This is a genomic window from Acaryochloris marina S15 (assembly GCF_018336915.1).
Classification (GTDB): domain Bacteria; phylum Cyanobacteriota; class Cyanobacteriia; order Thermosynechococcales; family Thermosynechococcaceae; genus Acaryochloris; species Acaryochloris marina_A.
Genome location: NZ_CP064924.1, coordinates 157,871 through 182,938 on the forward strand (window position 1 = coordinate 157,871; position 25,068 = coordinate 182,938).

Annotated in this window: 31 protein-coding genes and 1 pseudogene; 14 read left to right on the plus strand and 18 right to left on the minus strand. The window is 45.7% G+C overall.

The window, feature by feature from the left end:
- Positions 1-43 precede the first annotated feature (43 nt).
- The 10 genes from I1H34_RS27725 to I1H34_RS27770 form a co-directional block, all read right to left on the minus strand.
- Positions 44-1,390: a transposase gene (locus tag I1H34_RS27725; protein ID WP_212666586.1), complete on the minus strand. Its 1,347-nt coding sequence runs from the start codon at positions 1,388-1,390 to the stop codon at positions 44-46.
- Between the two features lie 326 nt (positions 1,391-1,716).
- Positions 1,717-2,010 carry a hypothetical protein gene (locus tag I1H34_RS27730; RefSeq protein ID WP_212666587.1) on the minus strand — a complete coding sequence of 98 codons (294 nt, stop codon included), beginning with the start codon at positions 2,008-2,010 and terminating at the stop codon, positions 1,717-1,719.
- 95 nt (positions 2,011-2,105) lie between these two features.
- Positions 2,106-2,363: a hypothetical protein gene (locus I1H34_RS27735; protein WP_212666588.1), complete on the minus strand. Its 258-nt coding sequence runs from the start codon at positions 2,361-2,363 to the stop codon at positions 2,106-2,108.
- 363 nt (positions 2,364-2,726) lie between these two features.
- On the minus strand, positions 2,727-3,041 hold the full coding sequence (locus I1H34_RS27740; RefSeq protein WP_212666589.1) for a hypothetical protein: 315 nt from the start codon (positions 3,039-3,041) through the stop codon (positions 2,727-2,729).
- Entirely contained in the window at positions 3,038-3,484 is a 447-nt protein-coding gene (locus I1H34_RS27745) for a hypothetical protein (protein WP_212666590.1), read from the minus strand. Before I1H34_RS27745 ends, I1H34_RS27740 begins: the two co-directional genes overlap by 4 nt.
- Complete coding sequence (locus I1H34_RS27750) at positions 3,481-3,720, minus strand: hypothetical protein (protein WP_212666591.1); 240 nt, start codon at positions 3,718-3,720, stop codon at positions 3,481-3,483. Before I1H34_RS27750 ends, I1H34_RS27745 begins: the two co-directional genes overlap by 4 nt.
- Before the next feature lie 166 nt (positions 3,721-3,886).
- Positions 3,887-4,042 (minus strand): hypothetical protein, encoded by a 156-nt coding sequence (locus tag I1H34_RS27755; protein ID WP_212666592.1) that lies wholly within the window; start codon positions 4,040-4,042, stop codon positions 3,887-3,889.
- A gap of 227 nt (positions 4,043-4,269) precedes the next feature.
- The gene (locus I1H34_RS27760) at positions 4,270-4,500 is read right to left on the minus strand and encodes a ssr2422 family thylakoid membrane protein (protein ID WP_212666593.1); all 231 of its coding nucleotides are present in this window, start codon (positions 4,498-4,500) and stop codon (positions 4,270-4,272) included.
- An 85-nt stretch (positions 4,501-4,585) separates the two neighbouring features.
- Positions 4,586-4,930, minus strand: coding sequence for a DUF3768 domain-containing protein (locus I1H34_RS27765; protein ID WP_212666594.1), 345 nt, complete (start codon positions 4,928-4,930; stop codon positions 4,586-4,588).
- A gap of 64 nt (positions 4,931-4,994) precedes the next feature.
- Entirely contained in the window at positions 4,995-5,288 is a 294-nt protein-coding gene (locus I1H34_RS27770) for a hypothetical protein (protein WP_212666595.1), read from the minus strand.
- Positions 5,289-5,638: 350 nt separating this feature from the next.
- Here I1H34_RS27770 and I1H34_RS27775 point away from each other — a divergent pair, with 350 nt between their 5' ends.
- The 3 genes from I1H34_RS27775 (at position 5,639) to I1H34_RS27785 (ending at position 10,758) form a co-directional block, all read left to right on the plus strand.
- Positions 5,639-5,884 carry a helix-turn-helix transcriptional regulator gene (locus tag I1H34_RS27775; RefSeq protein WP_212666596.1) on the plus strand — a complete coding sequence of 82 codons (246 nt, stop codon included), beginning with the start codon at positions 5,639-5,641 and terminating at the stop codon, positions 5,882-5,884.
- Between the two features lie 444 nt (positions 5,885-6,328).
- On the plus strand, positions 6,329-9,838 hold the full coding sequence (locus I1H34_RS27780) for a hypothetical protein (protein WP_249370253.1): 3,510 nt from the start codon (positions 6,329-6,331) through the stop codon (positions 9,836-9,838).
- A gap of 224 nt (positions 9,839-10,062) precedes the next feature.
- The gene (locus I1H34_RS27785) at positions 10,063-10,758 is read left to right on the plus strand and encodes a sterol desaturase family protein (RefSeq protein WP_212666597.1); all 696 of its coding nucleotides are present in this window, start codon (positions 10,063-10,065) and stop codon (positions 10,756-10,758) included.
- 25 nt (positions 10,759-10,783) lie between these two features.
- Here I1H34_RS27785 and I1H34_RS27790 read toward each other — a convergent pair whose 3' ends face one another.
- Complete coding sequence (locus I1H34_RS27790; RefSeq protein WP_212666598.1) at positions 10,784-10,933, minus strand: hypothetical protein; 150 nt, start codon at positions 10,931-10,933, stop codon at positions 10,784-10,786.
- 82 nt (positions 10,934-11,015) lie between these two features.
- On the opposite strand from I1H34_RS27790, the gene I1H34_RS27795 reads away from it, so the two are divergent.
- From I1H34_RS27795 to I1H34_RS27805, 3 genes are all read left to right on the plus strand, one after another.
- Positions 11,016-11,477 (plus strand): hypothetical protein, encoded by a 462-nt coding sequence (locus I1H34_RS27795; RefSeq protein ID WP_212666599.1) that lies wholly within the window; start codon positions 11,016-11,018, stop codon positions 11,475-11,477.
- A 1,222-nt stretch (positions 11,478-12,699) separates the two neighbouring features.
- Positions 12,700-13,200, plus strand: a complete 501-nt coding sequence (locus tag I1H34_RS27800; protein ID WP_212666600.1) for an Hsp20/alpha crystallin family protein — start codon at positions 12,700-12,702, stop codon at positions 13,198-13,200.
- Between the two features lie 228 nt (positions 13,201-13,428).
- Positions 13,429-13,653 carry a hypothetical protein gene (locus I1H34_RS27805; RefSeq protein WP_249370254.1) on the plus strand — a complete coding sequence of 75 codons (225 nt, stop codon included), beginning with the start codon at positions 13,429-13,431 and terminating at the stop codon, positions 13,651-13,653.
- 9 nt (positions 13,654-13,662) lie between these two features.
- Here the strand turns inward: I1H34_RS27805 and I1H34_RS27810 are convergent, their stop codons facing one another.
- Positions 13,663-13,929 (minus strand): hypothetical protein, encoded by a 267-nt coding sequence (locus tag I1H34_RS27810; protein WP_212666601.1) that lies wholly within the window; start codon positions 13,927-13,929, stop codon positions 13,663-13,665.
- A gap of 142 nt (positions 13,930-14,071) precedes the next feature.
- Between I1H34_RS27810 and I1H34_RS27815 the strand changes: the two genes are divergently transcribed.
- The 3 genes from I1H34_RS27815 to I1H34_RS27825 all read left to right on the plus strand — a co-directional run bounded on the left by I1H34_RS27815 (position 14,072) and on the right by I1H34_RS27825 (position 15,914).
- A complete protein-coding gene (locus tag I1H34_RS27815; protein ID WP_212666708.1) occupies positions 14,072-14,461 on the plus strand; it encodes an AbrB family transcriptional regulator in 390 nt (129 codons plus the stop codon).
- Between the two features lie 192 nt (positions 14,462-14,653).
- Positions 14,654-14,929, plus strand: coding sequence for an HU family DNA-binding protein (locus tag I1H34_RS27820; protein WP_212666602.1), 276 nt, complete (start codon positions 14,654-14,656; stop codon positions 14,927-14,929).
- Between the two features lie 178 nt (positions 14,930-15,107).
- Positions 15,108-15,914, plus strand: a complete 807-nt coding sequence (locus I1H34_RS27825) for a sigma-70 family RNA polymerase sigma factor (RefSeq protein WP_212666709.1) — start codon at positions 15,108-15,110, stop codon at positions 15,912-15,914.
- Between the two features lie 645 nt (positions 15,915-16,559).
- Here I1H34_RS27825 and I1H34_RS27830 read toward each other — a convergent pair.
- Both I1H34_RS27830 and I1H34_RS27835 read right to left on the minus strand, forming a co-directional pair.
- Positions 16,560-16,895, minus strand: a complete 336-nt coding sequence (locus tag I1H34_RS27830; protein ID WP_212666603.1) for a DUF1830 domain-containing protein — start codon at positions 16,893-16,895, stop codon at positions 16,560-16,562.
- Positions 16,896-17,650: 755 nt separating this feature from the next.
- Complete coding sequence (locus I1H34_RS27835; RefSeq protein ID WP_249370255.1) at positions 17,651-18,058, minus strand: hypothetical protein; 408 nt, start codon at positions 18,056-18,058, stop codon at positions 17,651-17,653.
- A gap of 638 nt (positions 18,059-18,696) precedes the next feature.
- Here I1H34_RS27835 and I1H34_RS27840 point away from each other — a divergent pair.
- Genes I1H34_RS27840 through I1H34_RS27850 form a run of 3 tightly spaced genes read left to right on the plus strand, consistent with a single transcriptional unit; the run spans position 18,697 to position 19,555 of the window.
- Positions 18,697-18,864: a hypothetical protein gene (locus I1H34_RS27840; protein ID WP_212666604.1), complete on the plus strand. Its 168-nt coding sequence runs from the start codon at positions 18,697-18,699 to the stop codon at positions 18,862-18,864.
- A gap of 16 nt (positions 18,865-18,880) precedes the next feature.
- Positions 18,881-19,171, plus strand: coding sequence for a hypothetical protein (locus tag I1H34_RS27845; RefSeq protein WP_212666605.1), 291 nt, complete (start codon positions 18,881-18,883; stop codon positions 19,169-19,171).
- Between the two features lie 12 nt (positions 19,172-19,183).
- Positions 19,184-19,555: a PadR family transcriptional regulator gene (locus tag I1H34_RS27850; RefSeq protein WP_212666606.1), complete on the plus strand. Its 372-nt coding sequence runs from the start codon at positions 19,184-19,186 to the stop codon at positions 19,553-19,555.
- A gap of 281 nt (positions 19,556-19,836) precedes the next feature.
- On the opposite strand, the gene I1H34_RS27855 is transcribed toward I1H34_RS27850, so the two are convergent.
- A complete protein-coding gene (locus I1H34_RS27855) occupies positions 19,837-20,166 on the minus strand; it encodes a hypothetical protein (protein ID WP_212666607.1) in 330 nt (109 codons plus the stop codon).
- Between the two features lie 183 nt (positions 20,167-20,349).
- The gene (locus tag I1H34_RS27860) at positions 20,350-20,610 is read right to left on the minus strand and encodes a hypothetical protein (protein ID WP_212666608.1); all 261 of its coding nucleotides are present in this window, start codon (positions 20,608-20,610) and stop codon (positions 20,350-20,352) included.
- Positions 20,611-20,911: 301 nt separating this feature from the next.
- On the opposite strand from I1H34_RS27860, the gene I1H34_RS27865 reads away from it, so the two are divergent.
- Positions 20,912-21,343: a response regulator gene (locus tag I1H34_RS27865; protein ID WP_212666609.1), complete on the plus strand. Its 432-nt coding sequence runs from the start codon at positions 20,912-20,914 to the stop codon at positions 21,341-21,343.
- A gap of 45 nt (positions 21,344-21,388) precedes the next feature.
- Here I1H34_RS27865 and tnpC read toward each other — a convergent pair whose 3' ends face one another.
- Both tnpC and I1H34_RS27875 read right to left on the minus strand, forming a co-directional pair.
- On the minus strand, positions 21,389-22,813 hold the full coding sequence (gene tnpC / locus I1H34_RS27870; RefSeq protein WP_212661627.1) for an IS66 family transposase: 1,425 nt from the start codon (positions 22,811-22,813) through the stop codon (positions 21,389-21,391).
- A 293-nt stretch (positions 22,814-23,106) separates the two neighbouring features.
- Positions 23,107-23,715: pseudogene (locus tag I1H34_RS27875) on the minus strand (transposase); the annotation flags it as partial.
- 69 nt (positions 23,716-23,784) lie between these two features.
- On the opposite strand from I1H34_RS27875, the gene I1H34_RS27880 reads away from it, so the two are divergent.
- Positions 23,785-25,068 (plus strand): IS256 family transposase, encoded by a 1,284-nt coding sequence (locus I1H34_RS27880; RefSeq protein WP_212661567.1) that lies wholly within the window; start codon positions 23,785-23,787, stop codon positions 25,066-25,068.

A 25,068-nucleotide genomic window follows, 5' to 3' on the forward strand; every position in this document is an offset into this window, starting at 1 on the left:
CGACTTGGCAAACTTCTTTATTTTTATAGAGGGATAATTAGTTCTAGGCTGGCATTATCACCTCCACAACTTGCTCGACAGATTGGCCTTGTTCAAAGAGTGATTGACAAAACTGTACGAGCGGATGCAAAACCTCACGAGTCAATCCGTAGAGCTTCTGGCCAATGCTTGGCGTTTTACTTGCAAAGCTAAATTTTTCAGATGTTCCCCCAGCGACAGGCGCATCCTGGAGCAACGACTGCGCCAGACAACTTAAAGCGATGTGGCGTTTGACCGCATCCTCGTTGCGTAGCTGAGCCGATTCCAGGCCACAGATGCCTTTGGTAAACTCATGAAAAACTTCACAGGGCCAGCGATAGCTCCAGGTGATGGCAATGCGCGAGACATCCCAGTGCAGCGCGTCAGTCACTAAAAAGCGAGGGGTATCATTCAAATCCTCCGTTTCATGAACAATGACAATCCGTTTGCGTCCGATTTTTTTGAGGCGTACGACTTTGCTAAAGGCCCAAATCTCCTTCACTTCGCCATTGCGTTGATGAATGCGGTAGTGCCGAAACGACTGGCCAGAGGTGCTACGAAGTTGTTGAGCCACTGCGTCAATGCGAGTCCATTGGTTGAACCAAAGCACGGAACGATTACACGCCAGCTCACTCACCCAATGCTTGCCGAATCCTTCAATGACGGTCGTTAAGTCCGCTGCGCATACGCCTGCATCAAAAGCATAATCCGCTGTCGGAAACTGCCCTTCCCCTTCAATTTGCTCAATCATGGCACTCAGCAGTTCCGTTCGCGTTTGATAGGCGTCACGATTATGCTGGTAGGCCACCAACTCACTCAATCGCTCCATCGCCGCTGCGATAGTTTCATACTCGCCTTGACGGGTCATCTTCAGATACTCCAGTTCTGCGGCTTCCCACTGGGCCGCTTGCACGGCGACGCCTATCCCATCTTGTCGCACTCGATTTGCCGCCACTGCGGTCAGAATCGTCTGATAACAGCTCATGCAATTATCAACATAATCGTACTGACGTTTGACCCCAAAAATCTGTTTGCTCCGTTCGTGATGTCCCAGTGTCCAATCTAGGCTAATCACTACACGTGCTCTGGGGTCATAATGCTGTGATACCTGTAGACGGTGGCGCACCATCAATGCCTCCTGCTCCCATGGCGATTCAAACACCCCGGCGTGCATTGCTCGACGACCTGAAAGGGGCTGCTCGGTTGTCGAGACAAACTGACTGTGAATCCCTTGCAATGTTTTGTTCTCACTGAGTAGTAAGCCACTGAGGTATCGGCTCACATGCTCAAATCCGGCTTGTCGAGGAAATAAGTCGCGGTAAGCGCTCATGCCCTGCTTAATCGTGTTGGGGATGCCGACAAAAGGAAGCATTGTTGACGTTGCTCATTACGCTACAAACCTGAAACAAGCATGACGCAACTAACACCATTAGCGACATAAATTGATGGCCTCAATGGGAAACTTTGCCAAGTCGTGATTCTGACTGAAGTGAAGTCTTTGCTCCACTTCCCTGATTTACTCTTGGCAATCATCAGAACGTGCTGCCGGGAGACTGTTGAGAACACCTTGAGACGGGCGCCATTTCGTCTCCTGAGCGTTCCGAGGAAGTACACGAGATGATTCTGAGGCGAGTAGACTAAATCGCGCATGAGAGTTTCCTCCAATATTTAGTTGGCTAATTGGGGTTGTGGCTCCCCTTAAACTTCGATATAGGTGACGGCAAACGCACCCTCAATATCTGCATTGCACTTTCTAAAGCAGTAGCAATCACTATCGATTTCTAGGGGATATTCCATCCAAAATCCTTGATGAACCTGTTGAGCTTCAGCAGGACAATCTGGAACAGATTCAGCGTTAACAGCTTGGATAAAAGGAACTGGATCGTGATGACCGATGGCATAGTAGCCAAACAGGTCACCGCTCCAATCACAACCCACTTCCCGCAGTTCTTGAATCTCAATCGAGGCTGTCAACGGTTTAAGGCACTGCATGATTTACCTCCTATTTGAGTGATGCGATTTTTTAGAAATTCGATAGTTGTTCAAAAGTTGATTCTTAGGCTGACATCGGCGTAGATAGCCACGTCTCACACCTGGGCCAGCACCTTCGATCCTGCCTCCGTCTGATCACCCTCATCCATCGTTTGAAGATTCTTCAGATATCCTGGGGTTGCTCGTATTCCTCGCTTGTGACCGCAGCTCTCACAAATCCAACGACAGTAGGGACGACCAGAGGATTTATGAATCAATACTTGGGATGCGATCGCAAACTTCAGTTGATGACAACTAAAGCAACGACGAACTAACGGCACCTCTAAGGGCCGCACAGATTTTTTGGAAAACATGATAAATTTTTCCTAGTAGTTTTAATTGGTTATTGGCTGAGGCGATTCTTCTAGTTGGGAATCGCCTTTTTCATTGATTCGATTGAGTCAAGACAGCCCTAACTACGGGGTTTCTGGTGCTTCCACTCCAGATAGGACTTGATGACATCGCAGTGGCAGGGCAAGGGAGCGCACCGTGATATGTTGTTCCTTGAGAAATGGAAATATGAATTACATAGTCCAAGGCGATTTTCAGGTATGGGAATCGCCTTTTTTCAAGGAATTTCTTGGTAGTCCTATGACTTGGGATGTTGGGAATGCTGTCAGAGTGGGAACCCTAAGCACATGTCTTATTCATTAGAATTCCAAAGGTAGCTTTCTGAGTTAGCTGCCTTTTTTGTTGCTCAAGCCAACCTCACACCAGGCAATCCAAGATTTCGCCAACTGGCAATCAGTGACATCATCAGGCACCCCTGCCCAGAACAGCTCGAAGGCTTGCTGAGCTTGCCAGAAATAAGCAAAATACCCCTCGCGCACCGACCAGTTGCACAACAGAAGATTGCGGAGAAACAGGGCTTGGAAGGGATGAAGGCGACCAGGATAGATCGGAAGCCCCTCATCCTCACAAAAGCCCTTGATATCTTCCCGGCAATATTCCGTCAAGGTTTTCAGTGCTTGCCAGTCGATGGTCAGGTTCATATACCAAACTTTTTCTGAGCAGATATGAATAAGGTACTGGCCGCACACTTGAGTGTCTCTTCAGCCACTCCAGACTCCCCTAGTGCCCTGGATGCCTGCTTGAAGCAGAACGCATAGAGATCCGCTCGACTCATGATGTAACTTGCGATCGCACTTTTAGTATCCGCATCCAACTCTCCAGTATCCAGGGGTGGAGCCTCGACCACCGGAGGCTGACCTGGAACCGGGGCTTGCTCCACCAGGCTGTACTTTCCTTTGCTATCCTTAGCGACCTGGACAGGTTGGCCTTTGCGGAGAGCTTTGAGCACTGCATCATCGGGATTACCCCAAATCTTTATATCTTCTCCATCAGGGAGTGTGATTTTTGCATTGAGTCTTGGACCATGCTGGGTATCCCATTCTTTAGCGGGAAATTTGACCTTAGCAGTTAGTATTTGTGTCATTGTTCTGCTCCTTCTAATACCTCCATCAGTCCTGGCAAATTCTTATTCGAAGCAGCCAGCAGATCAGGAGGAATCACTGATAACACTTGGGGAGAGAACCCCCAGATCAAGATTGCCGGGTCAATTCTTCCAGCTTTAACAAAGGCGATTGCTTGTTCTATCGATAACTGACACCAGGCATTCTCTGGATGGGGAGCTGGTACAGGGGGCAGAGTCGGCAGGGCAGAAGTGGTCATGAGTTTTTCTCCAGATACGCGAAACCCCCAGCGAATAAGCCAGGGGAATTAATAGGTGTGAAGTCTTTTAATAGGTGTGAAATGAGGAGGAAGATTTAAGCTAGCTTGTAGGTGGATGCGATTGCTAACGAGCAGCAGGTGATCGCATCCGCTAAGACCAGGATTGCTAAACCCTACACCAATAAACCAACCTCAACCCCATTGCAGCAACATACTCCCTGATGACCGACCCAAGGCTTTCCTGGGTTTGGGCCTGCTGAAAGTCAATGAGCTGGAACGTGCGGCCATTCCAGACTTCGATTTTGGCAATGTGGATTTTCATGGGATTGCCTCCGATGATTCAGAAGAAAGCCCCCTAGCAGTGAACCAGGGGGCAAATGAGTGTGAGGGGAACAAGAAGGATAAGAAAGAAAAGAGAAGGTTTTGGGGGAGGGGGGTGCTGTTAATTGAGTTACAAGGCTTGGAGATATCCCGCCAATATTTCAGAAGAAAAACCCCGGACAGTAGATGCCGGGGTGCTTTGGAGATAATGAAATGAAGGAATGGGAATTACCTTAACACTGCGGGAACGATGATGGCAATTACAGCCGTTGCAATCAAACCAAAGGCCAGGTTGATGAGCAGTTTCGAGGCTTCCCAGTAGGTGTCAGTTCGTTCATTAGCTGCTCGAACATCTTTATCGAGAGCTTCGACCTTGGTTGTTAGCTCCTGAATCTGGCCTGACATCGTTGTTAGAGCCTGTTCAATCGGATTATTGCTTTCAGGTGTAGATGCTGTCATTGCAAGCTCCTTGGTTACTGTCATTGTATCAATCAGAGAAGAAGGGCACCCCAGCCAAGAGCCAGGGCGCAGAAGGGACGGGATACTAGTACTCGCTGGAGTGCATCAGAGTCAGAACTCGGGTGGTGACAGCGGTATTACCGGGTTCATCCGAGCCGTACTCCAGTTTTTTGTCAAAGTAGTCAATCTTCCAGAGATATTGCTCTCCTTTGAACTCGATCCGCCCGTAATCGTGTTCTTGCCACGGGTCATTATCTTCCGTGAAATCATCGAACACACGGACCAGTCGAAAGAGTTCTTGCTGAGCTTCTGACGAAAGACCTTTAACAAGCTGAGTAGTGTAGACCTGACCTAGGGTATGGTCACCCTTACGAAAGCGGTCATTGAGCTGGGCAATGGTGGGGGCTTGGGTTACTTCTGTAGTGGTCATAAGATTGTCCTCTGAAATTCCTGAAACGGTCGAAGGGGCAGAGGTTGCCCCTTCGATGGATGGTCTAGAATTCGTCTTCGTATGCATCCTCAGCCCGGAGCTGACGGGATGAGGGAACTGTCTCCCAATGACTAAGTCGGGCATTGGGGCCAAATTGCTGCTTGACCCAATCTCTGAGCCGATCACCGAGTGAGCCAGGTCGATTCTTGACAGCGAAGTAGTATTCTTTTGAGTCTCCCCCATCGCGAATACCAGGCCAGAACTCAACCTGAACAAAGACTAGGAAATATTCAGGATGGAGTGGATCTGTAACTCGTTCATCGATCCACTGCTCTAGTTGCGTTAAGGTAGTTGGCATCTGTATTTCCTTTGTTAATTGGTTTACAGAGAGAGCCGCTGAGGTTCCGGCAAGAAAAGCAGCGGCTCTATTTAATAGATATTTTTTGAAATCATTCAGTTTGTAGCACTGAAGGGCATCGGGCTATCCCCGGTGGCTGCGGTATCAGCAGTTTGACCAGCACTCAGCAGAACTCGCTTATTCAGTTAGTTTGCAACCCTGGATTTTTGTTTTTTGGTGAGGCCGTTTGCTTTCCTCATCCATGTATCTATAATATCAAATTCATTTATATAAATCAACTTTATTTTTAGTTTGCTCTTTTATTTGGAAAAAGCTAAGCTATTCGGTAGTTCCGTAATTAGGGAGGCTATATGCTGACTCTGTTGAAGTTGGTCGAGAATTTGGAACTCAGTTTCAGTCAGTGGTTTCTCTTAACACGTCGAACTCAGGGATTAACTCAAGACGATGTAGCTGAGGCACTTGGTATTAGCGGTCAGTCAGTTAGTAATTGGGAAAGAGGCCGTTCTATTCCTACACTGACCATTGATCAGATAAAAACTTTATGCAGAATTCTAAACTGCACCCTGGATGACATTCCTAATGCTGATGTTGAATAAACTGACTTTGGCTTAAATTGCTCTTGCTGACATCAGTAAAATGTTCAAGCAAATAGAAGTGATGCCTGAAATTATTTGAGAGATTAACAGTCCATAGCCTAATCGACTATCGCAGCCTTAACTGGATCAAACCATTCAGGGTAATCGTGCTCAAAATCTATACATACATGGCAGAAACAAGCCACTGCCGAAATTCAAGGAGGTGAGAACAATGTAATCCCATTAAACGTAAAAAACCCCGACTGGTCGAAGAGTCAGGGCTTTTAAGCGTCCAAGCACTCCCAATATTTCAGGGGACTTAAACTCAATGCTATTTTCCAGAGCATGTTTTGGGTCTCCAAAGGAGCCGTATGTCCATCTTAGCTCAAGATACATTCAGGTCAAGATTGCTATGGGCAATTTCTGACCAAAGGCTTCCTATCACTACGTCTAGGGAACCTATTCATGAACTCATCCCAATCCTTCATCCCCACCCGCAAGGGCAACCCCTGCGACCTCTGCGGGGACTTCAAAGGAAAATGCAGCACCGTCGAAAACCTCCATCTCTGCATGTCCCTCTCAGGCCAGATCGCAGGCTATCGCTATCTCGGCCAGTCCAAAGATGGACTCTGGGGTAAATATGTCGTAGACAATGGGCAGAACCTCCGTCAGGAAGACCGGGAACGCAGATGGCAAGAGCAACGGATTCTTAGAGAAAAACGTGCCCAAGCCGAAGCCAAACGTCACGCCCAATCCCTCCCTGCACCAGAACGGGATCGGCTCTACCGCCAGCTCCTAGGTCAACTCACCTTGCACCCAGCAGATCGGGCTGACTTGTATCGTCGTGGATTTACAGATGATCAGATCAAAGACTGGGGCGTGAAATCAGTCGATCAGTGGCAATCGCTTACGACAGAGCTACCCCATACCTTGCCAGGGGTGAACTTGGATGGCAGATCGATCAATACTCCAAGGCCAGGATATTTGTGTCCAATCCTTGATGCAGATAATCTGATCGTCGGATTCCAGATCAGATCCCGCAGTTCTGAAAGGGGGCGCTATTATTGGCTGACAGGAAAGACTAGGAAACGACCCAACGGACCCACACCCCACCTTCCCACTGGTGAACTCCCTCTATCCATTCACCAGCCAGAGCAGATCACTAGAGACTCAATCGCCCTCGTAGAGGGAACTGGGGCCAAGCCTCGCATTCTTGCTCAACGACTTGGACTCATTGCCATCGGCGCGGCAGGGGGATTGTTTGCGGCATCCCCTGAAACATTGAAAGCAACTCTGGCTCAGCTCGGCACAACCACTATCGAGTTTTACCCAGATGCCGGGGCTATTCAGAACAAGTCAGTGTTGCGACAATACCGGGCAACTTGGGAACTTCTCAAGGATTGGGGCTACAGTGTTAGGGTCGCATGGTGGAAGCAGACCGATAAACGCATCCATCTTGACATTGATGAACTGGACGACATTAGTCAGATTCGGTTGTTGTCAGTGGCCGATTTTGAACAGATTGTGGCCCAGTGCAACCGATTACTGCACAAGCTCCAAGACGTTCTCACAACGTTTATCCGTCCTTCATCACCGACCCTAGGGTTTGCGACTTCTAATGAACAACAAACCCAGACCCCTAACCTTCGTAGAACGAAGCGAACTGCATCATATGATGAGTGTGCTGAAATACTACATACAGCAAGTCGTCGAGCTAGACGATCCCATCCCCGTGTTGCACGACTGCTTAAAGCCCATCGAAGACAGCAACATGTTTCAAGACTTCGACTGGAAAACTATCGAAGACGCATTAGAAGACGTGCTGCAACATCGACAGACCACTCAGGGCGCAGCATCCATAGCAGCCCTGGAAATCACGGGACTCTCAATACAACAACGCCTCTAGTCCACGAATACCAACCTGGCGAACGACTCCAGACCTGGCAAACCCTCATCTCATCGGGTTTTCCCTATATCCTCGATACCTCCCAACCGGGTACAGGTAAAAGCTACGACTCTGGGAACATCAACCCGATTGACTTCAAGGTATCTCAGGTCATCTATCTCTCAGACCAGCACCGAAATCCCACCGTATCAACCCTAGAACGTGGGAATGGCTGGAATGACCTAGAAGCTAGACATGGGGGGCTGAATCGGGTCGGCAATCGACTTCAGCGATCTGCCAAGGGTGATATGTATGCAGTTCCTGCCAACTGTAGTCGGATTGGGGTCTTGAATGCCCTACGGGATAAGAATATCCCTGGTGCCGATACTGCCAATTTGATCTGTGGAACCTGCGTGGCTAGAGAAGCCTGCATCAATGCGGAAGGTCCAGGGTATGGGTATTTGAACCAGCGGCGTAATGTCCTGGGTTCACCCCTACTGAGGGCACACCCTGATAGTCTGCCTGACCCAGAGGATTATCCCCTGGAAAACTCGATGTTGATCTGGGATGAACCGGGACAGAACTATCAGGTTAAGCAGTCTGTAGTTGTCACCTTCAACGACTTGCAGCAAACAATCTCAACCCTCATTCTTTATCCTGAAGTGTTCGCCTTAGTGCAACCTTTACTAGTGGCACTGCTACCCCTGTTAGATGGGTCCGAGAACCTGGGCAAGTATGGCCTGAAGCATCTGGAGGTGAAAGGAAAACTCCCCGATATGGCAGGGGTAAAGCTTGGTGAAATTGCTCTGCTACTATCCCCTAACCTAGGCTTTCTCAACACCACATCAGACTATGGGGTGGACCTTGCGGATTTGCCCAAGCAACTCAGAAAGGCATTCTCTGAACGAGACTCCGAGATGGCAGAGCAGGCTAGGAATGGGGTCGTTAAGCAATGGCTGGTTCCCCTAATCCGCATACTGCAAGGTGGAGCAGGATGTGTCCAGGTTAGTCACTATGGCCTTGTTCTGAACACCCCAACCCCTCGACATCGAGCCTTAGCTCAAGCTGCCCAAGCCAATGTGTTCCTCGATGCCACCTTATCCCGTGAAGACTTAGCCCTAAAGCTGGGTTGTTCTCCTGATGAAATTCTAGTCGTGCAGCAAGCCGTCCCAGATACCGGAAACCTGGAGGTGATTCAGGTGAAGGACATGGGACGAGTGGGCATGAGTCGGGGTGGCGATCAGACCAAGCGCATTGGGGCCTTAGCTCAGCATTACCAAGACTTGGATGCAGTGAATACCCGAACGATTGACTTCAAGAAGTTTGAGAAGGATGGGGCCTGGTGGCGGGATAGCCGAGGGGTTAATGATTTTCTTACAGTCCAGACCCTAGTCCTCGTGGGCACTCCCTGCCGTAACCTCAATGACCTCGCTGCTGAGTTTGCGATTGTCTGTGGGTATTACCCAGAAGACGATGACCCGCAATTCACCGCATTTATAGACCGCTCCATCCTCGCGGAGATTCACCAAGCCATTGGGCGACTCAGGGCACATCGGCGGCCTGAAGAATCCCTGCAAGTGGTGCTGCTCTCCAATATAGAAATGGATACCCCAGTACAGATAGTCCAAGCCAAGGATCTAACGATTGAAGCAGCCAAGAAAACTGAGCGAGTGCAAATCGCTATCAAATCCGCGATTCTCCAGTTGCAGGCTAAAGGCGAGAAAATCACCCAGCAGATCGTTGCGGGCATGACCAAAATCCCAAGGGGCACGATTGCCCGATACTGGCGACTGTTCACTTCGCTATTAGAAAGTTTAAATAGCAAAATGAACAATTCAAGCAATGGGCCAAATCCAGATCAAGAAACCCATCAAGCGATTGCTGGTGTTCTGGATGAACTGGCGGATCTGCCCGTCAATGAGCTGCTGCCGAGCCTAAATGAGGTGTTCTTTGACTGGCTCAAACCCAAGGAATGGGGGTCTGTGTGGAGTGAAATCAGCGCATCGGGCCAGATGGCGATTCTGGAGGGTTTGGCGCTGGTATTGCCCGTGAAGATGCTGGAGGGAGCGGTGCCAGAGCTGGTGGCGTGAGGGGACGAGCTTGCAGAGTTAGTGTGTCTATTTAATGCGCGGAAGCTATACAAACACCTTAGTCAGTCATTATTAGGATGGGGGTAAGTTCTGATTCTGCCTATCGAATTAAATGAATCTTTGCTAACAAACGGCGAGTTCGTGTGGAGCAAAAGACACTATTGAATATTTTGGATATACAGCCTAATTTTTGGGTTTATTGGTTTGCCTTTTGTGGCATTATCATGGGTCGCTACTTTATTACGGCAGGAGGGACTCATTGGCTATTGCATTTAATATTGGGTGAGCAGCTTTTAGATACTTGGTTTGGGAATAGGCAGCAAGAACAGAAGGCGATTTCAGAAGACATCAAGCTCTCTACCTTGTCAGCTATTTTCTTCGCGCTAAGTGCAGCCTGTTTTATGGGTTGCTATCAATTAGGAGTGACACGGGTTTACACCCAGTTGAGAGTTCAAGATTTAACCTATCTGGTCACTAGCTACCTTGGTGTATTGATACTCCAGGATACGTATTTCTACTTTATGCATCGGCTATTTCACCTACCCATGCTCTTTAAGCGCTTCCACCAAGGACATCATCGGTCTAGAATTCCAACGCCTTGGACCTCTTTTGCCTTTGATCCCCTAGAAGCAGCCATTCAAGCTTTTTTCTTATTCTGTATTACCTTGATCATTCCCTTGCATTACGATGTTCTACTTGCTCTTTTGACCACAATGACAATTTGGGCTGTCGGTAATCACCTGGGATTCCAAATCATCCCTGATTCTCGGCTCAGTCGCTGGTGGGGAAGATGGTGCATCGGGTCAACCCACCATTTGGTGCACCATAACCGATACTCACGACATTACGGCCTCTATTTCACCTTTTGGGATAAACTTCTGGGAACTCAAGATATCAACTACGAAGCGAAGCGCTCATAGTATTAAGCAAGCTAAACCAGGACAATCAAGCAGAAGAATGACCCACCAACCACCATAGCCACAGCAACCATCGAATCAATCTTAGGAACTTCTGGGGTTCTCCTTTGGCACTCCACCAGGCCAGAAGTTCGCCCGGTGGAGGTTTGAGGGAGTTTGAGTTTGGTACTACAGTCATATCAACCAAGAGCTTGTTAGCGTACTGCTTGATAGAATGCAAGAGATGAATAAGAAAGTGGTAAATCTAAGGGTGACGAAATTTGGATGAAGTTGCTAAAAAGCTAGCAGAATGGCAATGGACCTATGCTCCACAAGATCCTATTGCCTATGCAGAATTAGAAAAACGAATCGCAAAAATCGGTAAAAGATCGAGCTTAATAACATACTCTGATCTGGTCAGCGGTATAGAGTTTCATTTGCCTAGTGTTGGTGATGGAGATACATATTACATGAACACCTCTGGCTTGACAGGATTAGATAGACATATTATTGGCGATTTTCTAGGGCAAATTTCATGTCATAGCTATTGTGAGTATGGCTTTATGGCAAACGCACTTGTCGTAAATCGCACTGAATATAAGCCAAGTAAGATTTTTTTCGATTGGATGGAGTTACTAAATATATTGCCTGACAAAAAGGAAGACACTGTTTTAAACTTCTGGACAGAGCAAGTCAATAAAGCCCACAGCTGGTATAAATCGCAACGAAGGATATCAACTTAAGTTGATAATGGAGTTCTCCTTGCAGACCTGTACCCCTGGGTTTGACTGGCAGGCTGGCATCAAGATTACGATCGCACCCACAATACGGCAGATCAGAACGCAACCAAACCTGATGCCAGCGATGGGATAGTTGACAAATCAATTGGAACGGCTTTTATTGTCTTAATTTATAGGTAATCAAGTACAAGTTTGCATATGATTAATTGGGTACTTTCTATTGTGGCGCTAGTTGTAGCCCTTACTGTCCTGGGATTGCTGCTTGATCGTCTATTCAGAAATCGACGGCCACTTCCCTTGCTTCCACTATTGCACCGAATGCTAATTTTGATGATCGGTCATACCATTACATCCATCCTGTTTATAGTAGTGTTGGAACCATCAGGCCCTTGCATGCTATTTATCTCAGGAATTTCTGGTGGCTTTTGGAATGTAATGTGCTCCAAGAAATATGTCGGACATACTCCAGAGAACGGGTGATCAGGTTAGCGCCTCCTCTGTAATCATATCTTTTTCTTAGCTATAGACCTCGCGTTGATCCGTTGCTGTCGCTGTTGAGGTAGACATGAATCCCCCCCGCACAGCTAAAGCTCTACGGGAATTGTGTTTCACGGATAAAATCAAAAAAGTCTCCGCACGGTCAAAGCAAGGTAATCCCTACGAAGACCGAAGCCTGCCAAACGATTGAACTGATGGAGTTTAAAGCAGACCGATATGTTTTTTTAGGAGCTGGTATCAAACTTGAGATCGCATCCCCAATACCGAAAACAAGACCGAATAGTTCCTAGCCATCAACGGGTCAACGAGAATTCCCATAGACCCCCTATACTCAAACATTGGAATTCCAATGATTCAATCGTGGCAAGGGTTTAAGGTATGCTAAGGACAAGATGTTCTTAGCATCAAAGGCATCTTGGCAAAGCTTCCTGAGTTTGACTCGCAGTCTGGTCTTGTGGTTTGCGATGGTCTACAAACTACAATACCACCAACAGCCAAAATCCCAGACACACCAAAGATAGCCCAGGTCCAGGAAGCTCCCAGGTGAGGGCTTGAGAGGGGCCTCCAAGGTACTGGGAATTGATGGGGGAGTGTGGGGCTTTCTCGACATGAAAGGTAGGGTTTTCATACTTCTCAATCAAAGGTCAGATATTGCATATTGGAGTTAAGACAAACAAAGCGGTTACTGCCGCTACACGATTAATAGTCATTGTGAGGTAAAAATCCTATGATGATTCGCTACTGGAACCCAATTGAAGAAGTAGATTCTGTTCGTCACCAACTTGATCATCTTTTTGAAGGAATTTTCGATACTGATGAATCCCCAACCCATGCAAGTTGGACGCCTGCAATAGATCTCTGGGATAGGGGAGATGCCTTAATTCTGAAAGCCTTTTTACCCGGTGTAAAATCAGAAGACCTAGACATCCAAGCTACTCGTGAATCTATTTCGATCTCTGGAGAACGTCATATTGGCCAATTAGAAGAAGGTGCACGACGGTTATTCACAGACATTAATTATGGTCGCTTCCGTCGAGCTGCTAAACTGCCCATTGCTATCCAAAATACGGAAGTAGAGGCGTCTTTTGAGCAAGGCATTCTCACTCTCACACTTCCTAAGGTTGAAACAGAACAGAACAAAGTTGTCAAAGTCAACCTTTTAGACAGCAATAATGGCGAGACTTCTCAGACCGAATTAGAGTCTAGCCACACCTCTGAAGATAGCTAACACAAGTCTCTGGATTCAAGTCCCTAATTTAAGCGCAGGAAGATCTAAAGCATGTAATTGCACAGGCTAGCAGATCTTCCTGCGCTTAAATTATTAATTCAAAAATGGGAAGGCGGTCCAGGACGATAATCCACCAAGCAAATTAACCACGATGCAGCTCTAAAGCTTGATAGCATAAACTCAAACAATCAATCTGGAGAGACTCCCAAGATACCCAGCACTCGTGAAATGTTCAAAGCGATACCCCTGACAGATAAGCCAGAGGGGGTTTCCATGTGTGGGATGTCTCAGGCGACCTTTGCCCAGCACTGTTTTACAAACAAATGGTATGAGCTTTCTGCAAATGGTCAGATCATTGGCTCAGCCCTAGATTTGGACTTCTACAAGCATGGCAGTCAGCAAGGGCCAAGTACACGGTCTACGGTCAAAACCAAGGAACTGTCGAAGGTTTAAAGTTTTTTGCTAACTTGAAAAGTATTTGCTTTCCCGGATGGACTTTGCAACTTGCTCCTTCGGAATAATGGCCGTTGATGTACCACTGCAATACGGCGGTACTTCCTCTGGATGACAAGTGTCCCAAGCCGCAGTCATTGCTCTAACTGCGGATTCTAATGGAATGTTCTGAAGGGTTTCACAATGGTGGAATTTGAGGCTGATCGCAAGTTGCATTCTTAGGCAAGATATCTCATCTAATCCAACCACTTCACCTGAATCTCTTTGCTTTCCCATGCCAGTTCTCTCCTTCACAATACCTCAAGCTTAGTGTGAACAAAGTATCTATGAAATTGACTCAATCACTAGATTTCGTCCTACACTCAATAGCAATTAATTTGCTTATCCAATTGGGGGACAGTAGATATGAGGTTTAATGATGCCGAAGAAAACTAACAAACTAAATAAGCCTTTAACGGGGAAAGCGCTATTGACCCAAGTTAAATCCCTAAACGATTTGACTCGTGAAGAAAAAGCCAAAGCCTGTGGGTACTACAAAGTCACTAAAGATGGCACAGAACGCATCAACGTCATGGCCTTCCTCAATGCAGTTTTGGACGCAGAAGGAATGGACCTAGATGCAAAAAGCAAGAGCAACAAGAAGATGGAAGGACGACCCTCCACCTTTCGCATCAGCGTACAATCCAATGGCAATCTATTGGTCGGCAATGCCTACACCAAGAGAATGGAACTGCAACCGGGAGATGAGTTTGAAATCGCTCTAGGGCGTAAACATATTCATTTGAAACTCAAGACTGAAGAGGATTGATCGTTGATAAAAAAGACTCCCTAGTATTGTCTTGTACGGGGGAGTCGAAAAAGCCTTTGTAACTTCACTACATGGCAAAAACAGAGGGAGTTATTTCCAACATACGTCTATGGCCCATTGATATTGCCAGGTTCCCAAATAAATCCTACAATCCCTGCTATACAATGCTCATAAGCACTTTGAGGCAAGACCATGAACAAAGGCGAGTTAGTAGACGAGATTGCTGAAAATACTGAAGTCACAAAGAAACAGGCCGATACCATCCTCACGGCACTAACAGACATCATCATCGAGACTGTCAGCTCTGGCGAAAAGGTCATTCTGGTGGGCTTCGGCAGCTTTGAGGCCAGGGACCGCAAGGCCAAGGACGGGCGCAATCCACAGACAGGGAAAAAGCTCAAAATCCCTGCAACAAGGGTCCCTGCTTTCAGTGCGGGCAAGGTCTTCAAGGAGAAGGTCAACGGCTGATAGACTAAGAACATCGCTAAGACTTAACCTCATTCCAACAACTAAGCTGGCAGATAGTTCTGAGCATCTGCCAGCTTCTTCATGTCGACATCTTTTTCCTGAGCATCAACGAGATAATCGCTTGATTGCTAGCATTGGGGGGACGACCTCATAACGGCAATGCTCGTGAGGATCGATGATGATTACTACTCCAGACAGTCTCCATTCCTATCTAAATGAGATGGGTCGCTATCCTCTTCTATCTTCAGAAGAAGAAATCGAACTTGCCAGACAAGTGAAAGCTGGAAATCTTCAAGCCAAAAAGAGGATGATTGTCTCCAATTTGCGTCTGGTCGTCTCAATCGCCAAGAAACACCAGAACCGAGGGTTACCCCTGTTGGACCTAATCCAAGAAGGTAATATCGGACTGAACAGAGCTGTAGAAAAGTTCGATCTAACTCAGGGCAATCACTTCAGCACCTATGCATATTGGTGGATCTTACAAGGGGTTACCCAAGCGATAAAAACTAAATCACGCCTGATCTACGTGCCTGGGCATTACTGGGCTGTTGACAACAGAATAAAGAAGTGTCACCAAAAGCTAACTCATCAACTTGGAAGAGAACCCTCGCTTACTGAGTTATCACAGACAATAAACCTCAATCCAGATGTGATCCGACAGACACTGAAACTATTCCAAAAAGTGTCTTCTCTCGATCAACTCGTAGGTGAACAACAAACAAGTACTCTTATCGACTTGATTCAAAAAGAGGATGCACCCATACCTTACATGGAGTCACTACAACTTGATGATGAAATCTCTCGATTAATCGCCCATCTGGATGAACGAGAACAGTTTATTATCAGCCAGAGATATGGTCTAGAGGATGGTCAGCCCAAAACAATGAAAGAAATTGGTCAACAGATTGGATTGAGCTACGAAGGTATCCGATCTCTCCTCAAAAGAATCATGAAGAAGCTAGAGAAAAACGCCAAGCCTGCATAACATTTCAGCCATTTCTCGCGTTAACCGATGAAAATTAATATTAAACTGATGGGGCAATACCAATCGAAACCGGAGAGGAGAGAGGAAATCAATGATTGATAGAGTGGAGAAACACATGATTTTCCTACTCAAATACCTCACTTCTTATCCACGTACAAATCAACTGGCTAGCACCTTTGTAGAGCTGCCAGTTTTTCTTTCGCTGACCTATCATGGAATCGCAAATATCGATACCAAACAACCCAGAGATACCAGGAGACAGACAGGGGAAAGACTTAAGACAACTTAGGGGCATAATACCCTTAAACTCAAAATAACCAGGAAGGTTGATAAACTGGGTAGCATGGTCAGAATGCTGACCACCCTAGTTACGACTCGCTGGCAGACATCTTAGTCGAGCTGCCAGTTTTTCATGACCAATCCCCCTCACTAGGTCCAAGGCAAAAAAGAACCCCTGAAGTACCGCAGTAGATTCAAGGGTAAATATTGCGGTTTATTTAAGTCATAGGCAGATGAAATTAATCCAATAACTCCATCCAAAACCTATCATTCAAATCTGTGGAAATCTTGAAGCCTAATTAGGAGAGAATTGATGAACCATCACTCCATTGCCCCATAGACCGATAAAAGTCACTCTAAAGCTATTTACACCAACACACTGTCATTTGTTACCTTATGAGAAAAGTACTTATCTAAATCTCTGTTAGACTTTGCTTTTATCCGTTCCAAAGCTAGGCGACAGCAAGGAATAGTGTCAGATAGAACTGAACTGATGAGTGAACCAGAATGCACCTCAAGCTGAGAATCTAAATTTGCTTCAAATACAAGCTGTTGACCAGGGCAAACTACACGTTCAAAGAAGAAATTAGGCAGCTCTACAATACGAATAATTTGAAAGTTAGAAGTTTGATTAGCATAGCGACAACGCAATCCTTGAGACGTCTCTTTGCTGATATCTGGCTTCTCTAAGATTCCTTGCATGACTCTATCCTCCAGAAAAACACCACATTAAATTCAATGAAATAGCCTAATAGATTGATTCCACTAACAAGTTGACTCAATATGACTCAAGTAATCATAAAAGCTCAATATTAATAATAGATATATTGAAATTATCTACTTTTAATATATTTTTCAATCATTTATTATACAAATAAATTTTATATGCCAATATGCAAGGATTAATATTATTATTCTGTTTACAAAAATCTATATCAAAATAATTGAATTATAAAGATTTTAGCTGTCAACAAGTTTAATTATGAGTTAGTTAGAGATCAAGGTTATACCTGAAATTGCTTTAAAAATGTAGATCTATAGGATGAGGATCTTGTGAGGATTGTCAGTTTGGTTCGTATTCTGTTTACTTTAGCTTGAACTATTTCTATACCTGTAATATAGCGATCTGACGTGAGTTGTGAGAATTATATTCAACCTAAATGGATACTGGTAAAGATTTCAGCCTCTCTACATCTCACGATTGATTTCAGATTGCTATATATCCATCTTAAACATCACCTCACCACTTCGCTTACTCAGCAATAGTTGTTAGCAAGTAGAGCACTCCTGATATGTTTGGATTGAGAGTATAAATTACTAGACAGCTTGCTAGAGCTGCCAATACACTGAGCGTTGGACGACACCCCCCTTAAGGTTCACCCAACTTACATAGTTGTGAGGGTGGACGCATTTTTACGGTGGAATATTGATGAAAACCATCAATATTCAAAACAGCCTTACTGTATCCAATCAACTCGTCCACGTTGTTCCTTTCTGCTACGGACCAGATAGCCATTGCTAAGGGTTAAGTGAATATCTAACTGCCATTTATATTGTGACGGTACGATAGGAGGTCCAGGATGACCGGGCCAAGTAATTAATAACCCATGACCAACAATTTGCTCTTGTTCCATTCGGCCTCGAACACAAACAAACGTCCCGGAATGAGGGTAGCCATAATATCCATCCACGCGATCACCCTGTTTAACAAAGTTAAAGCAGACACCCGCGCCGTCTCGCCCATCCTTGGGATCGATTTGGCTACAGAACTGATAGTCACCGTTACTAAGCTTTTCCAGCGCAGAAGCCTGAGAGGGAATAGCTGTGCTTAAAACGATAGTTAAGGTAGATATAATTGACGGCACTAAAACCATCATGCTTATCAGTAGAGAGTTTATTGCCAACATCCTCTCACCTTTCACAATTAGGTCATCACTAGCAGAACTGATTGAAAATGTTGCCAGCCCTATATTTGCTCATCCCAGAAATGAGTGCATAAAATTGCGACCCAAAAATTGCTCCTAGAAATGCAGTTATTCCTGAGCAAACACAAACAATATTTTTGAAGAATCTAGGGAAGTAGGAGGGACTTGAATATCCACCACCGCAATATGAAAAAGCCGACAATCCCAATTTCAACCAGAAGATACTTATCAGGAGGCCAGAAAACAAACATAACTTTACCTCCTTGTATGCCTCATCATGCAGCAATGCTACTTTGACTATAGTTTGATGCTAACGCAACAAATTGAAGAACCTGTGATATCAATATCTACCCCCCAGTCCCTCGCCAGGGCCAGGACAGCAAAAAACCCCTGAAATCCAGGGGTAGGTATATCCTTATTCACGTCATAGGTATGAGGAGTTAGCACAGTAACTCCATCTCCAAAATACAAATTAAATCTGGGGGAATTATGAAGCCAAGCACACCCAAAACAGTGAGGTGAGATATAAAAATCATTTAGAAGGGGAATAATACCCCCTAGACGCATTAGTGGTTTATATGACGAATTTCACCAGCCAGACATCAGATATATCTCCAGAAATTGCTGCCTTGAAGGTGCAGCTAGCAATCAGCCTGAACTTCCATCATAGAAAGACATTGGAGCGTCTACCCCTAGAAGAAGCTGTGCGAGTGATGGCCGAAGTTTGGGATTCTTGCGACCACTAAAGAAACAGCTAAAGTCGTGACTCCCGCCGATGCCTTCTACAACAGCACCCTCACCGCCCCAAACAAAAATAGAACAGAAGTACAAAAAGATAAGGGAAGGAGACTTTATTTATATCCTGCTTCACAAATCAACCCATGCGGTCCAACGCTGATTCACTATTACTTCGGCTTTATCTTTTATACAGATCAAACTTTGAAAAAAATCATGTTTGATACGCTCAATGCATGTGTTAATCCTCACAATCAACTGACATACTCAAATATCTCTAGATACCTTTTTATCCAACTAGAGCATATCCTTGCCTAGAAGGAGAGGCTAATGAGATTACAAGATATATACCAATATTTTTTAAATCCTCCCCCTGTTTATCTTGGCAAGGAAGTAGCTGTTTGCTACATTCTGTCCATTCTGATTGATAATGGCGATTCTTACGGTACAGCTTTAATCCAACATATCAGAGCAGAACATCCACCTTATCGACTCTCAGATACCGTCCTATACAGTGCCCTGGAATTTCTAACTGACGAAGGAATGATTCAGTCGTGTTGGCAAAGTGCACCCACGAGAGGCAGACCGAAACGGATATTTTCAGTCAGACCAGAAAAACTAGATGAGGCCAAGCGCTTGGCCCAATTATGGCATCAGCATCTGGGGGCAGATGACAGGCCAGCCACAGCTAAACCCAGCTAAACCAACTCTGAGATATTTTGCTCAAACAGAGTTGCTAACATAAACTCAGATGATTGAACTGGGGAGATATTTGAGGTGCCCAGCACTCGTGAACAGAGCCATGCCCCTGAAGGATAAGCCAGCGGGAATATCCCGGTGTGGGATTTCTCATGCAACTATTGCCCCGCATTGCTTCACTAGCAAATGGTATGAGCTTTCAGAACAGGGTCAGATCATTGGCTCAGCACTGGAAACGAACTCCAGGTTGAACCAATGATCCTAAAGAAGATATGCGGGCGAGATTAACGCTGTTGAAGCGTAGCAACGTTCTTTGTATTACTTATCTCTTGCTCAACAGCAACAGGGCGAGTCTCTTGAGCGTCAGGTACAAATGCTCTAAAGACAAACCCTAAACGAGATTCTTCTACAGTGTTATCGGGAGAACTATTAGGTGCAGACGTTGCGGCCAAATGGCGACACCCGGCTGGAACAATTTTCACAATGGACGCAGCACCATTAGGACCACACGTAACGAGTGTTCCTGCGCGGGCAGAAGTGGTGCTTAGCAAGGCTGACATACTGACTAAAGAACCACAAATTAAAGCGGTATGAAGCAAACCTTTTTTACTCATCGTGCTCACCTACTAATTGATATGAAATTATTGTCTGCATCAATTATGGGATAAATCGCTGAAACCCTTATAAAAATTGTATAAAACTATACTGAATTATTCTCTCGTCCGAGCATATCAATCTATTTTTCTTGCATACGATGCATTAACACCCTACTAAAACAGAGCAACTATGATTTGCGGCTAACTACCTGAGAAGTATTTGCTTTCCCGGATGGACTTAGCAACTTGCTCCTTCGGGATAATTGCTGTTGAAGTATCACTGCAATACTGCGGCAAATCTTCTGGATGACAAGTATCCCAAGCCGCAGTCATCGCTCTAACTGCGGATTCTAATGGAATGTTCTGAAGGGTTGCACAATGGTGGAATTTGAGGCTGCTGACCAATTGCTGACGGAGAGCTAAGATTTCGTCATCGTGTGTCGTCTCTCTACTTGTATTCATAAGTCCCCCAAAAACCAACAACCCACTTACATTATGACTGCTGCTAAATAAATTTACTCACAGATGAGGGAGGCAGCCCTAAACCTATTCCCCATGCCTAATAGGTTGTCTACGAATTGGGTTAATACGGATAGGGAGACTGACAAAATATCTAAACAAACCATAAAAATCGCAATGGCTTCTGAAATCTTACTTTTGGTAGATACGAACTGCAAAAACAACCTTGTAAGCTAAAAACGTTTTTAGGAAAGCGTTTCATTCATTAGAGCAAAATAATGACTACAGGTTGACTCAGAAGGAGATGAAAGAGAAAGTTCTCAACATTTTGTTGATAGAAGACGATGAAGTTGACGTGATGAACGTCAAGCGAGCATTCAAGAAAGGCAACATCTTGAACCCCCTATATATTGCCAAAAATGGCCTAGAAGCCCTAGCTCTTTTACGAGGAGAATCTAATAGCTCTCCATCTATGCCAGCCTATAGGCGTTTGATCTTACTTGATTTGAATATGCCCAGAATGAACGGCTTGGAATTCTTAGAAGCTCTGCGAAATGACCCAGGCTTGAAAAGCATTCCTGTGGTGGTATTAACTACTTCAGACGAAGATCGAGATCGTGTTGAAGCCTATAACTACAATGTGGCGGGCTATATCCTCAAATCCGTGAACTTCTCCAAATTCAAGGAGACAATGATCACTCTCAATCATTATTGGACTCTCAGTGAAATATTGTGATACTGCTATACACCCAAACCCTAGAAAACCTGTTAAGCATTTGTGTTACTGCCCAGGCTGAAGCATTGGTAGCACAGGAGTTCCAACAAAAATACTTCTAAGTGAATCAAGTACAGGGATATCTTGCTTTCTCAAAGTCGAAATATAACCGCGAATACGGCAGAACTGCTGGGCACCCGCCAACGAGCGGAAGCAACCTGAGATCTTCTGCTTCAATTTCATCATGCGAATATCCCGTTCAGCCTGATTGTTATCAAAGGGAACCTGGAAATCATACATAAAGGCCAGAACAGCAGATTGGTACTTCTCCAGTCGGTCGAGAAGGTTTTTCGGTGTACTTTGTTTTTTCTTGCCTCGTTTCTTAGGTGCGTTTTCATCAACTGGCAGGATTGGATTACTCTTGAATCCATCGGCTAATACTTTTCGGTAACGCTGCTCAAACATCTCGATTTGTTCTGTGCTGAGAGCTTTTAAGCCTTCAGCATGAGCACTCTCTACCTGAGTTTTGATGTCCACCAACAACGTCATCATCTCTTCAGCCCAAGGTTGCTGATAGTGCTCAACGACAAAGCGTAACTCCCGCAAATGATGAGCATTGCAGAGACCATGAGCACAATCATAGGTGGCGTAACTCTGCCAACCATCATGAATGCTGGTACCCGTAAAGTTCGGCAGAATATCCATTTCGTCCATCGCTGCTTTTCCGCGTTTGGCATGAACAAAGTAGTAGGTCAACCCACTCGTACAGGCGACATGTAGCCACCATAGCTTGCTGTTCACCCGCAGCCCTGTCTCGTCAAAATGCCCTATTGCTGCTTGCTCAATACCGTCTTTGATCTGTACCTCAATCGGTTCTAATTTCTGAGCACAGGTTGTACGGGCATTGCAGAGGGTTCCTTCAGAAACCTGGCAACCAAAAACTTCTTTCAACAGGTCACTCGTTCGCTCAAACGGCAACAGTTGAGCGTCCAGCAAGTACACCATCAAGCCTTTAAGGCTACTGCCATACTGAACCACATTGGTGACATCTGCAGGGAATACACCCCGGCTCAAGGTTTGGCAGTGCTCACAATACTTGACTTCTGCTTGATGCTCAATCACCTGTAGTGACAAGGGGGGTAACTCATGAACCTGGCTAAGGTCATATTGTTGTGGTGCTACTTCTGTTAAAGAGGCACCACATTCTTGACACTGAGTCACCGGATGTAAAACTACGGCATCGACGGTCTCACGCCACTCCAATGTGCTACCAGGATGACCTTTTTGCCCACCACTTTTGCGTTTACTCTTACCCCGTAGACTTTTTGTCCGCTTCCCAAAGCCATCGCCTGAGGGTGGTTTACTACTGTTACGACTATCCTTGTCAAGACGTTCTTCTAGTCGCTCTATCCGCTCGATAAGACGGGTGACTAGCTCAACAACCGCATCCTCACCTTGATGGTAGATTGCTCGAATATCAGATTCACTAATTTTTTGATCAGAGACTTTCTTGTTCAACGGAAGATCACGGATTGATTGCTGTTGTGCTTAAAACATAGATCCAGAGAGAGTTATAACTTCATTCTCAACACAATGATTTAAGCCTGGGCAGTAACGCATTTGTCTAATTTTCTTAAGAAATTAAAAGATTCCAACTCTATTGCCAGCATTTTGGTGTATTCCTCTACCCATGATGTTTCCAAGGTTCAATGATGGCTACTAAGCATGACAGTCTTCATTATTACCTCAAAGAGATGGGCCGTTACCTACGGTGTACACATAAGTCATTCCTGAGCTAGTTTCCAGCCAGAGAACATCACCTCAAACCTTTTCAGGCCATGCGTTAGAGTTGCTGTACCTGGAGGTCTTTGGGATTGATACCCGGACCATCCGCCCAGACGAGCAATAATCCAAGTTGTCCAAGCCAAGGATTTCATCGGATAGGGATTTTTTAGCTTTTTAGTTTTGCCTTGAACAGTGGGGAAAATTTTTTGCAAGCACTCCTGCTGTACATCGGTGAAAGTGACAGATGCAGGCCACTTTGGGTTATCTCTGCCTTCCACCATTTGCAAGGTTCGAACCGCAACCGATAAGGCTAAAACGGTAAGGCGCTGAATCGCTTCACCCGATTCGAGTTGCGTCGATTCGAGATCTAAGCCAATCTTTTTAAGCCCCGCGAAAATCCGTTCGATTTTCCACCTGAATTTGTACCATTCCAGTATTTGTAGTGCTTGCTCAAGGGATTGCACCGTGTGGGTGGTCAGTAAGCGCCAATGAATCGGTTCCTGTCCTTTGGGCGTTCTGTGTTCTATCGCTTCAATGGCATACAGCTGAATACTGGGTGGATAGTCCAACTCCTTTAAATGCTCAGGTTGCTGAATTTTGGTTAGTGTCTTGATTTATTCGCCATGAGCTGGAATAGCTGAAATGCTCTGATAATAGAGAATTCGGAGCACTCCTTGATGAACATTTCCCAACGTGAGCAGCAGATTATCCGTATCCAGTCTCAAAGTTCATATGCCTCTATTAACAAAGCTTTAGAAGCAACCCTGCGCCTTGAGGCTAACCGAGTTACCCAGATAGCAGTAGAGTCAGCACTAGACGAAGAAGTCCAAGCTTATCTATCAGAGCTTCAAGGGACTCGCCCTCGACGTTCAGGCTATTATCAGCGGGTTCTTGATACCCAGTACGGCAGGATTGCTCAACTATCTGTCCCGAAACTACGGAAAGGGAATGCAGACCGAGAGTGGAAGATTCTAGAGCGTTACCAACGAGCCCTCGGTAGCCTTCTAGAGTTTTGCCTGGGCTTGTATGTCATGGGTTTATCGCTTCGAGACTTGCAAGAAGCTCTCTATGAGATCCTGGGAGCAGTTTTATCCGTGAATGCCATTAACCGGATTACTCTCAAAGCTCAGAAGCAAATGCTCCAAAGTCGTCAAACTCGTCTTGAGAAAACCCCTTTTATTCTGATTGTTGATGGAGTGTGGGCGAGTGTTCAATGCGCCTCCGAAGACTTTTGGGAAGACCAAGCTGGACATATCCGGAAGCTACGTCGTGCGGAAGACCGAGTCATCTTAGTGGCCATGGCGATATGGCCAGATGGGACACAAACCGTTCTTCATTACGAAATGGCTGTCCAAGAATCTGAGGCAGCCTGGCTACTGTTCTTTGAGCACCTGCGGCACCGAGGATTGCAAACCCATTTGGTGAAGCTGATTGTCAGTGATGGCACCACTGGACTACCTAAGGTAATTCGCGCTCTGTTTCCCCTCGCACAACATCAACGATGCATTACCCACAAGGTTCGAGCGATGCTCCGGCATTTGGGCTATGAGCAATTGCCACACCTGGATGCTCAAGGACAAGAACTCTCCCACTCTGAAGCAAAGAAGCTGCGATATTCACAAATTAAACACGATGCCTATGCTATCTATAAAGCGCCAGACTGGGAAGAAGCGATTGTGACGTTGCTCGTGTTTGCACAGAAATGGACAGACCTTGAACCCGATGCTGTTAGAACCTTCATCAAAGATTTTGCCCTGACCTTGAGTTTCTATGATTTTGATGAATCCCTTCATTCGCTGATTCGTACTTCCAATGCGCTAGAAAGGCTGTTCCGGAAATTCCGAACCAAGGCTGACGAAATTGGTGCTTTCCCAAATGAGGAGAGCTGTTTAGCGATTTTCTTTCTCGTCTCTCGTAGGGATCATGCCAAGCATGATCGCCTCAAAAACCGTGGCGAATAA

Excerpts from the sequence above, each read along its gene's own strand:
- I1H34_RS27725 (WP_212666586.1), bottom strand. The coding sequence starts at position 1,390 with ATGCTTCCTTTTGTCGGCATCCCCAACACGATTAAGCAGGGCATGAGC.
- I1H34_RS27730 (WP_212666587.1), bottom strand. The coding sequence starts at position 2,010 with ATGCAGTGCCTTAAACCGTTGACAGCCTCGATTGAGATTCAAGAACTG.
- I1H34_RS27735 (WP_212666588.1), bottom strand. The coding sequence starts at position 2,363 with ATGTTTTCCAAAAAATCTGTGCGGCCCTTAGAGGTGCCGTTAGTTCGT.
- I1H34_RS27740 (WP_212666589.1), bottom strand. The coding sequence starts at position 3,041 with ATGAACCTGACCATCGACTGGCAAGCACTGAAAACCTTGACGGAATAT.
- I1H34_RS27745 (WP_212666590.1), bottom strand. The coding sequence starts at position 3,484 with ATGACACAAATACTAACTGCTAAGGTCAAATTTCCCGCTAAAGAATGG.
- I1H34_RS27750 (WP_212666591.1), bottom strand. The coding sequence starts at position 3,720 with ATGACCACTTCTGCCCTGCCGACTCTGCCCCCTGTACCAGCTCCCCAT.
- I1H34_RS27755 (WP_212666592.1), bottom strand. The coding sequence starts at position 4,042 with ATGAAAATCCACATTGCCAAAATCGAAGTCTGGAATGGCCGCACGTTC.
- I1H34_RS27760 (WP_212666593.1), bottom strand. The coding sequence starts at position 4,500 with ATGACAGCATCTACACCTGAAAGCAATAATCCGATTGAACAGGCTCTA.
- I1H34_RS27765 (WP_212666594.1), bottom strand. The coding sequence starts at position 4,930 with ATGACCACTACAGAAGTAACCCAAGCCCCCACCATTGCCCAGCTCAAT.
- I1H34_RS27770 (WP_212666595.1), bottom strand. The coding sequence starts at position 5,288 with ATGCCAACTACCTTAACGCAACTAGAGCAGTGGATCGATGAACGAGTT.
- I1H34_RS27775 (WP_212666596.1), top strand. The coding sequence starts at position 5,639 with ATGCTGACTCTGTTGAAGTTGGTCGAGAATTTGGAACTCAGTTTCAGT.
- I1H34_RS27780 (WP_249370253.1), top strand. The coding sequence starts at position 6,329 with ATGAACTCATCCCAATCCTTCATCCCCACCCGCAAGGGCAACCCCTGC.
- I1H34_RS27785 (WP_212666597.1), top strand. The coding sequence starts at position 10,063 with ATGGGTCGCTACTTTATTACGGCAGGAGGGACTCATTGGCTATTGCAT.
- I1H34_RS27790 (WP_212666598.1), bottom strand. The coding sequence starts at position 10,933 with ATGACTGTAGTACCAAACTCAAACTCCCTCAAACCTCCACCGGGCGAA.
- I1H34_RS27800 (WP_212666600.1), top strand. The coding sequence starts at position 12,700 with ATGATGATTCGCTACTGGAACCCAATTGAAGAAGTAGATTCTGTTCGT.
- I1H34_RS27805 (WP_249370254.1), top strand. The coding sequence starts at position 13,429 with ATGTTCAAAGCGATACCCCTGACAGATAAGCCAGAGGGGGTTTCCATG.
- I1H34_RS27810 (WP_212666601.1), bottom strand. The coding sequence starts at position 13,929 with ATGGGAAAGCAAAGAGATTCAGGTGAAGTGGTTGGATTAGATGAGATA.
- I1H34_RS27815 (WP_212666708.1), top strand. The coding sequence starts at position 14,072 with ATGCCGAAGAAAACTAACAAACTAAATAAGCCTTTAACGGGGAAAGCG.
- I1H34_RS27820 (WP_212666602.1), top strand. The coding sequence starts at position 14,654 with ATGAACAAAGGCGAGTTAGTAGACGAGATTGCTGAAAATACTGAAGTC.
- I1H34_RS27825 (WP_212666709.1), top strand. The coding sequence starts at position 15,108 with ATGATTACTACTCCAGACAGTCTCCATTCCTATCTAAATGAGATGGGT.
- I1H34_RS27830 (WP_212666603.1), bottom strand. The coding sequence starts at position 16,895 with ATGCAAGGAATCTTAGAGAAGCCAGATATCAGCAAAGAGACGTCTCAA.
- I1H34_RS27840 (WP_212666604.1), top strand. The coding sequence starts at position 18,697 with ATGACGAATTTCACCAGCCAGACATCAGATATATCTCCAGAAATTGCT.
- I1H34_RS27850 (WP_212666606.1), top strand. The coding sequence starts at position 19,184 with ATGAGATTACAAGATATATACCAATATTTTTTAAATCCTCCCCCTGTT.
- I1H34_RS27855 (WP_212666607.1), bottom strand. The coding sequence starts at position 20,166 with ATGAGTAAAAAAGGTTTGCTTCATACCGCTTTAATTTGTGGTTCTTTA.
- I1H34_RS27860 (WP_212666608.1), bottom strand. The coding sequence starts at position 20,610 with ATGAATACAAGTAGAGAGACGACACACGATGACGAAATCTTAGCTCTC.
- I1H34_RS27865 (WP_212666609.1), top strand. The coding sequence starts at position 20,912 with ATGAAAGAGAAAGTTCTCAACATTTTGTTGATAGAAGACGATGAAGTT.
- I1H34_RS27880 (WP_212661567.1), top strand. The coding sequence starts at position 23,785 with ATGAACATTTCCCAACGTGAGCAGCAGATTATCCGTATCCAGTCTCAA.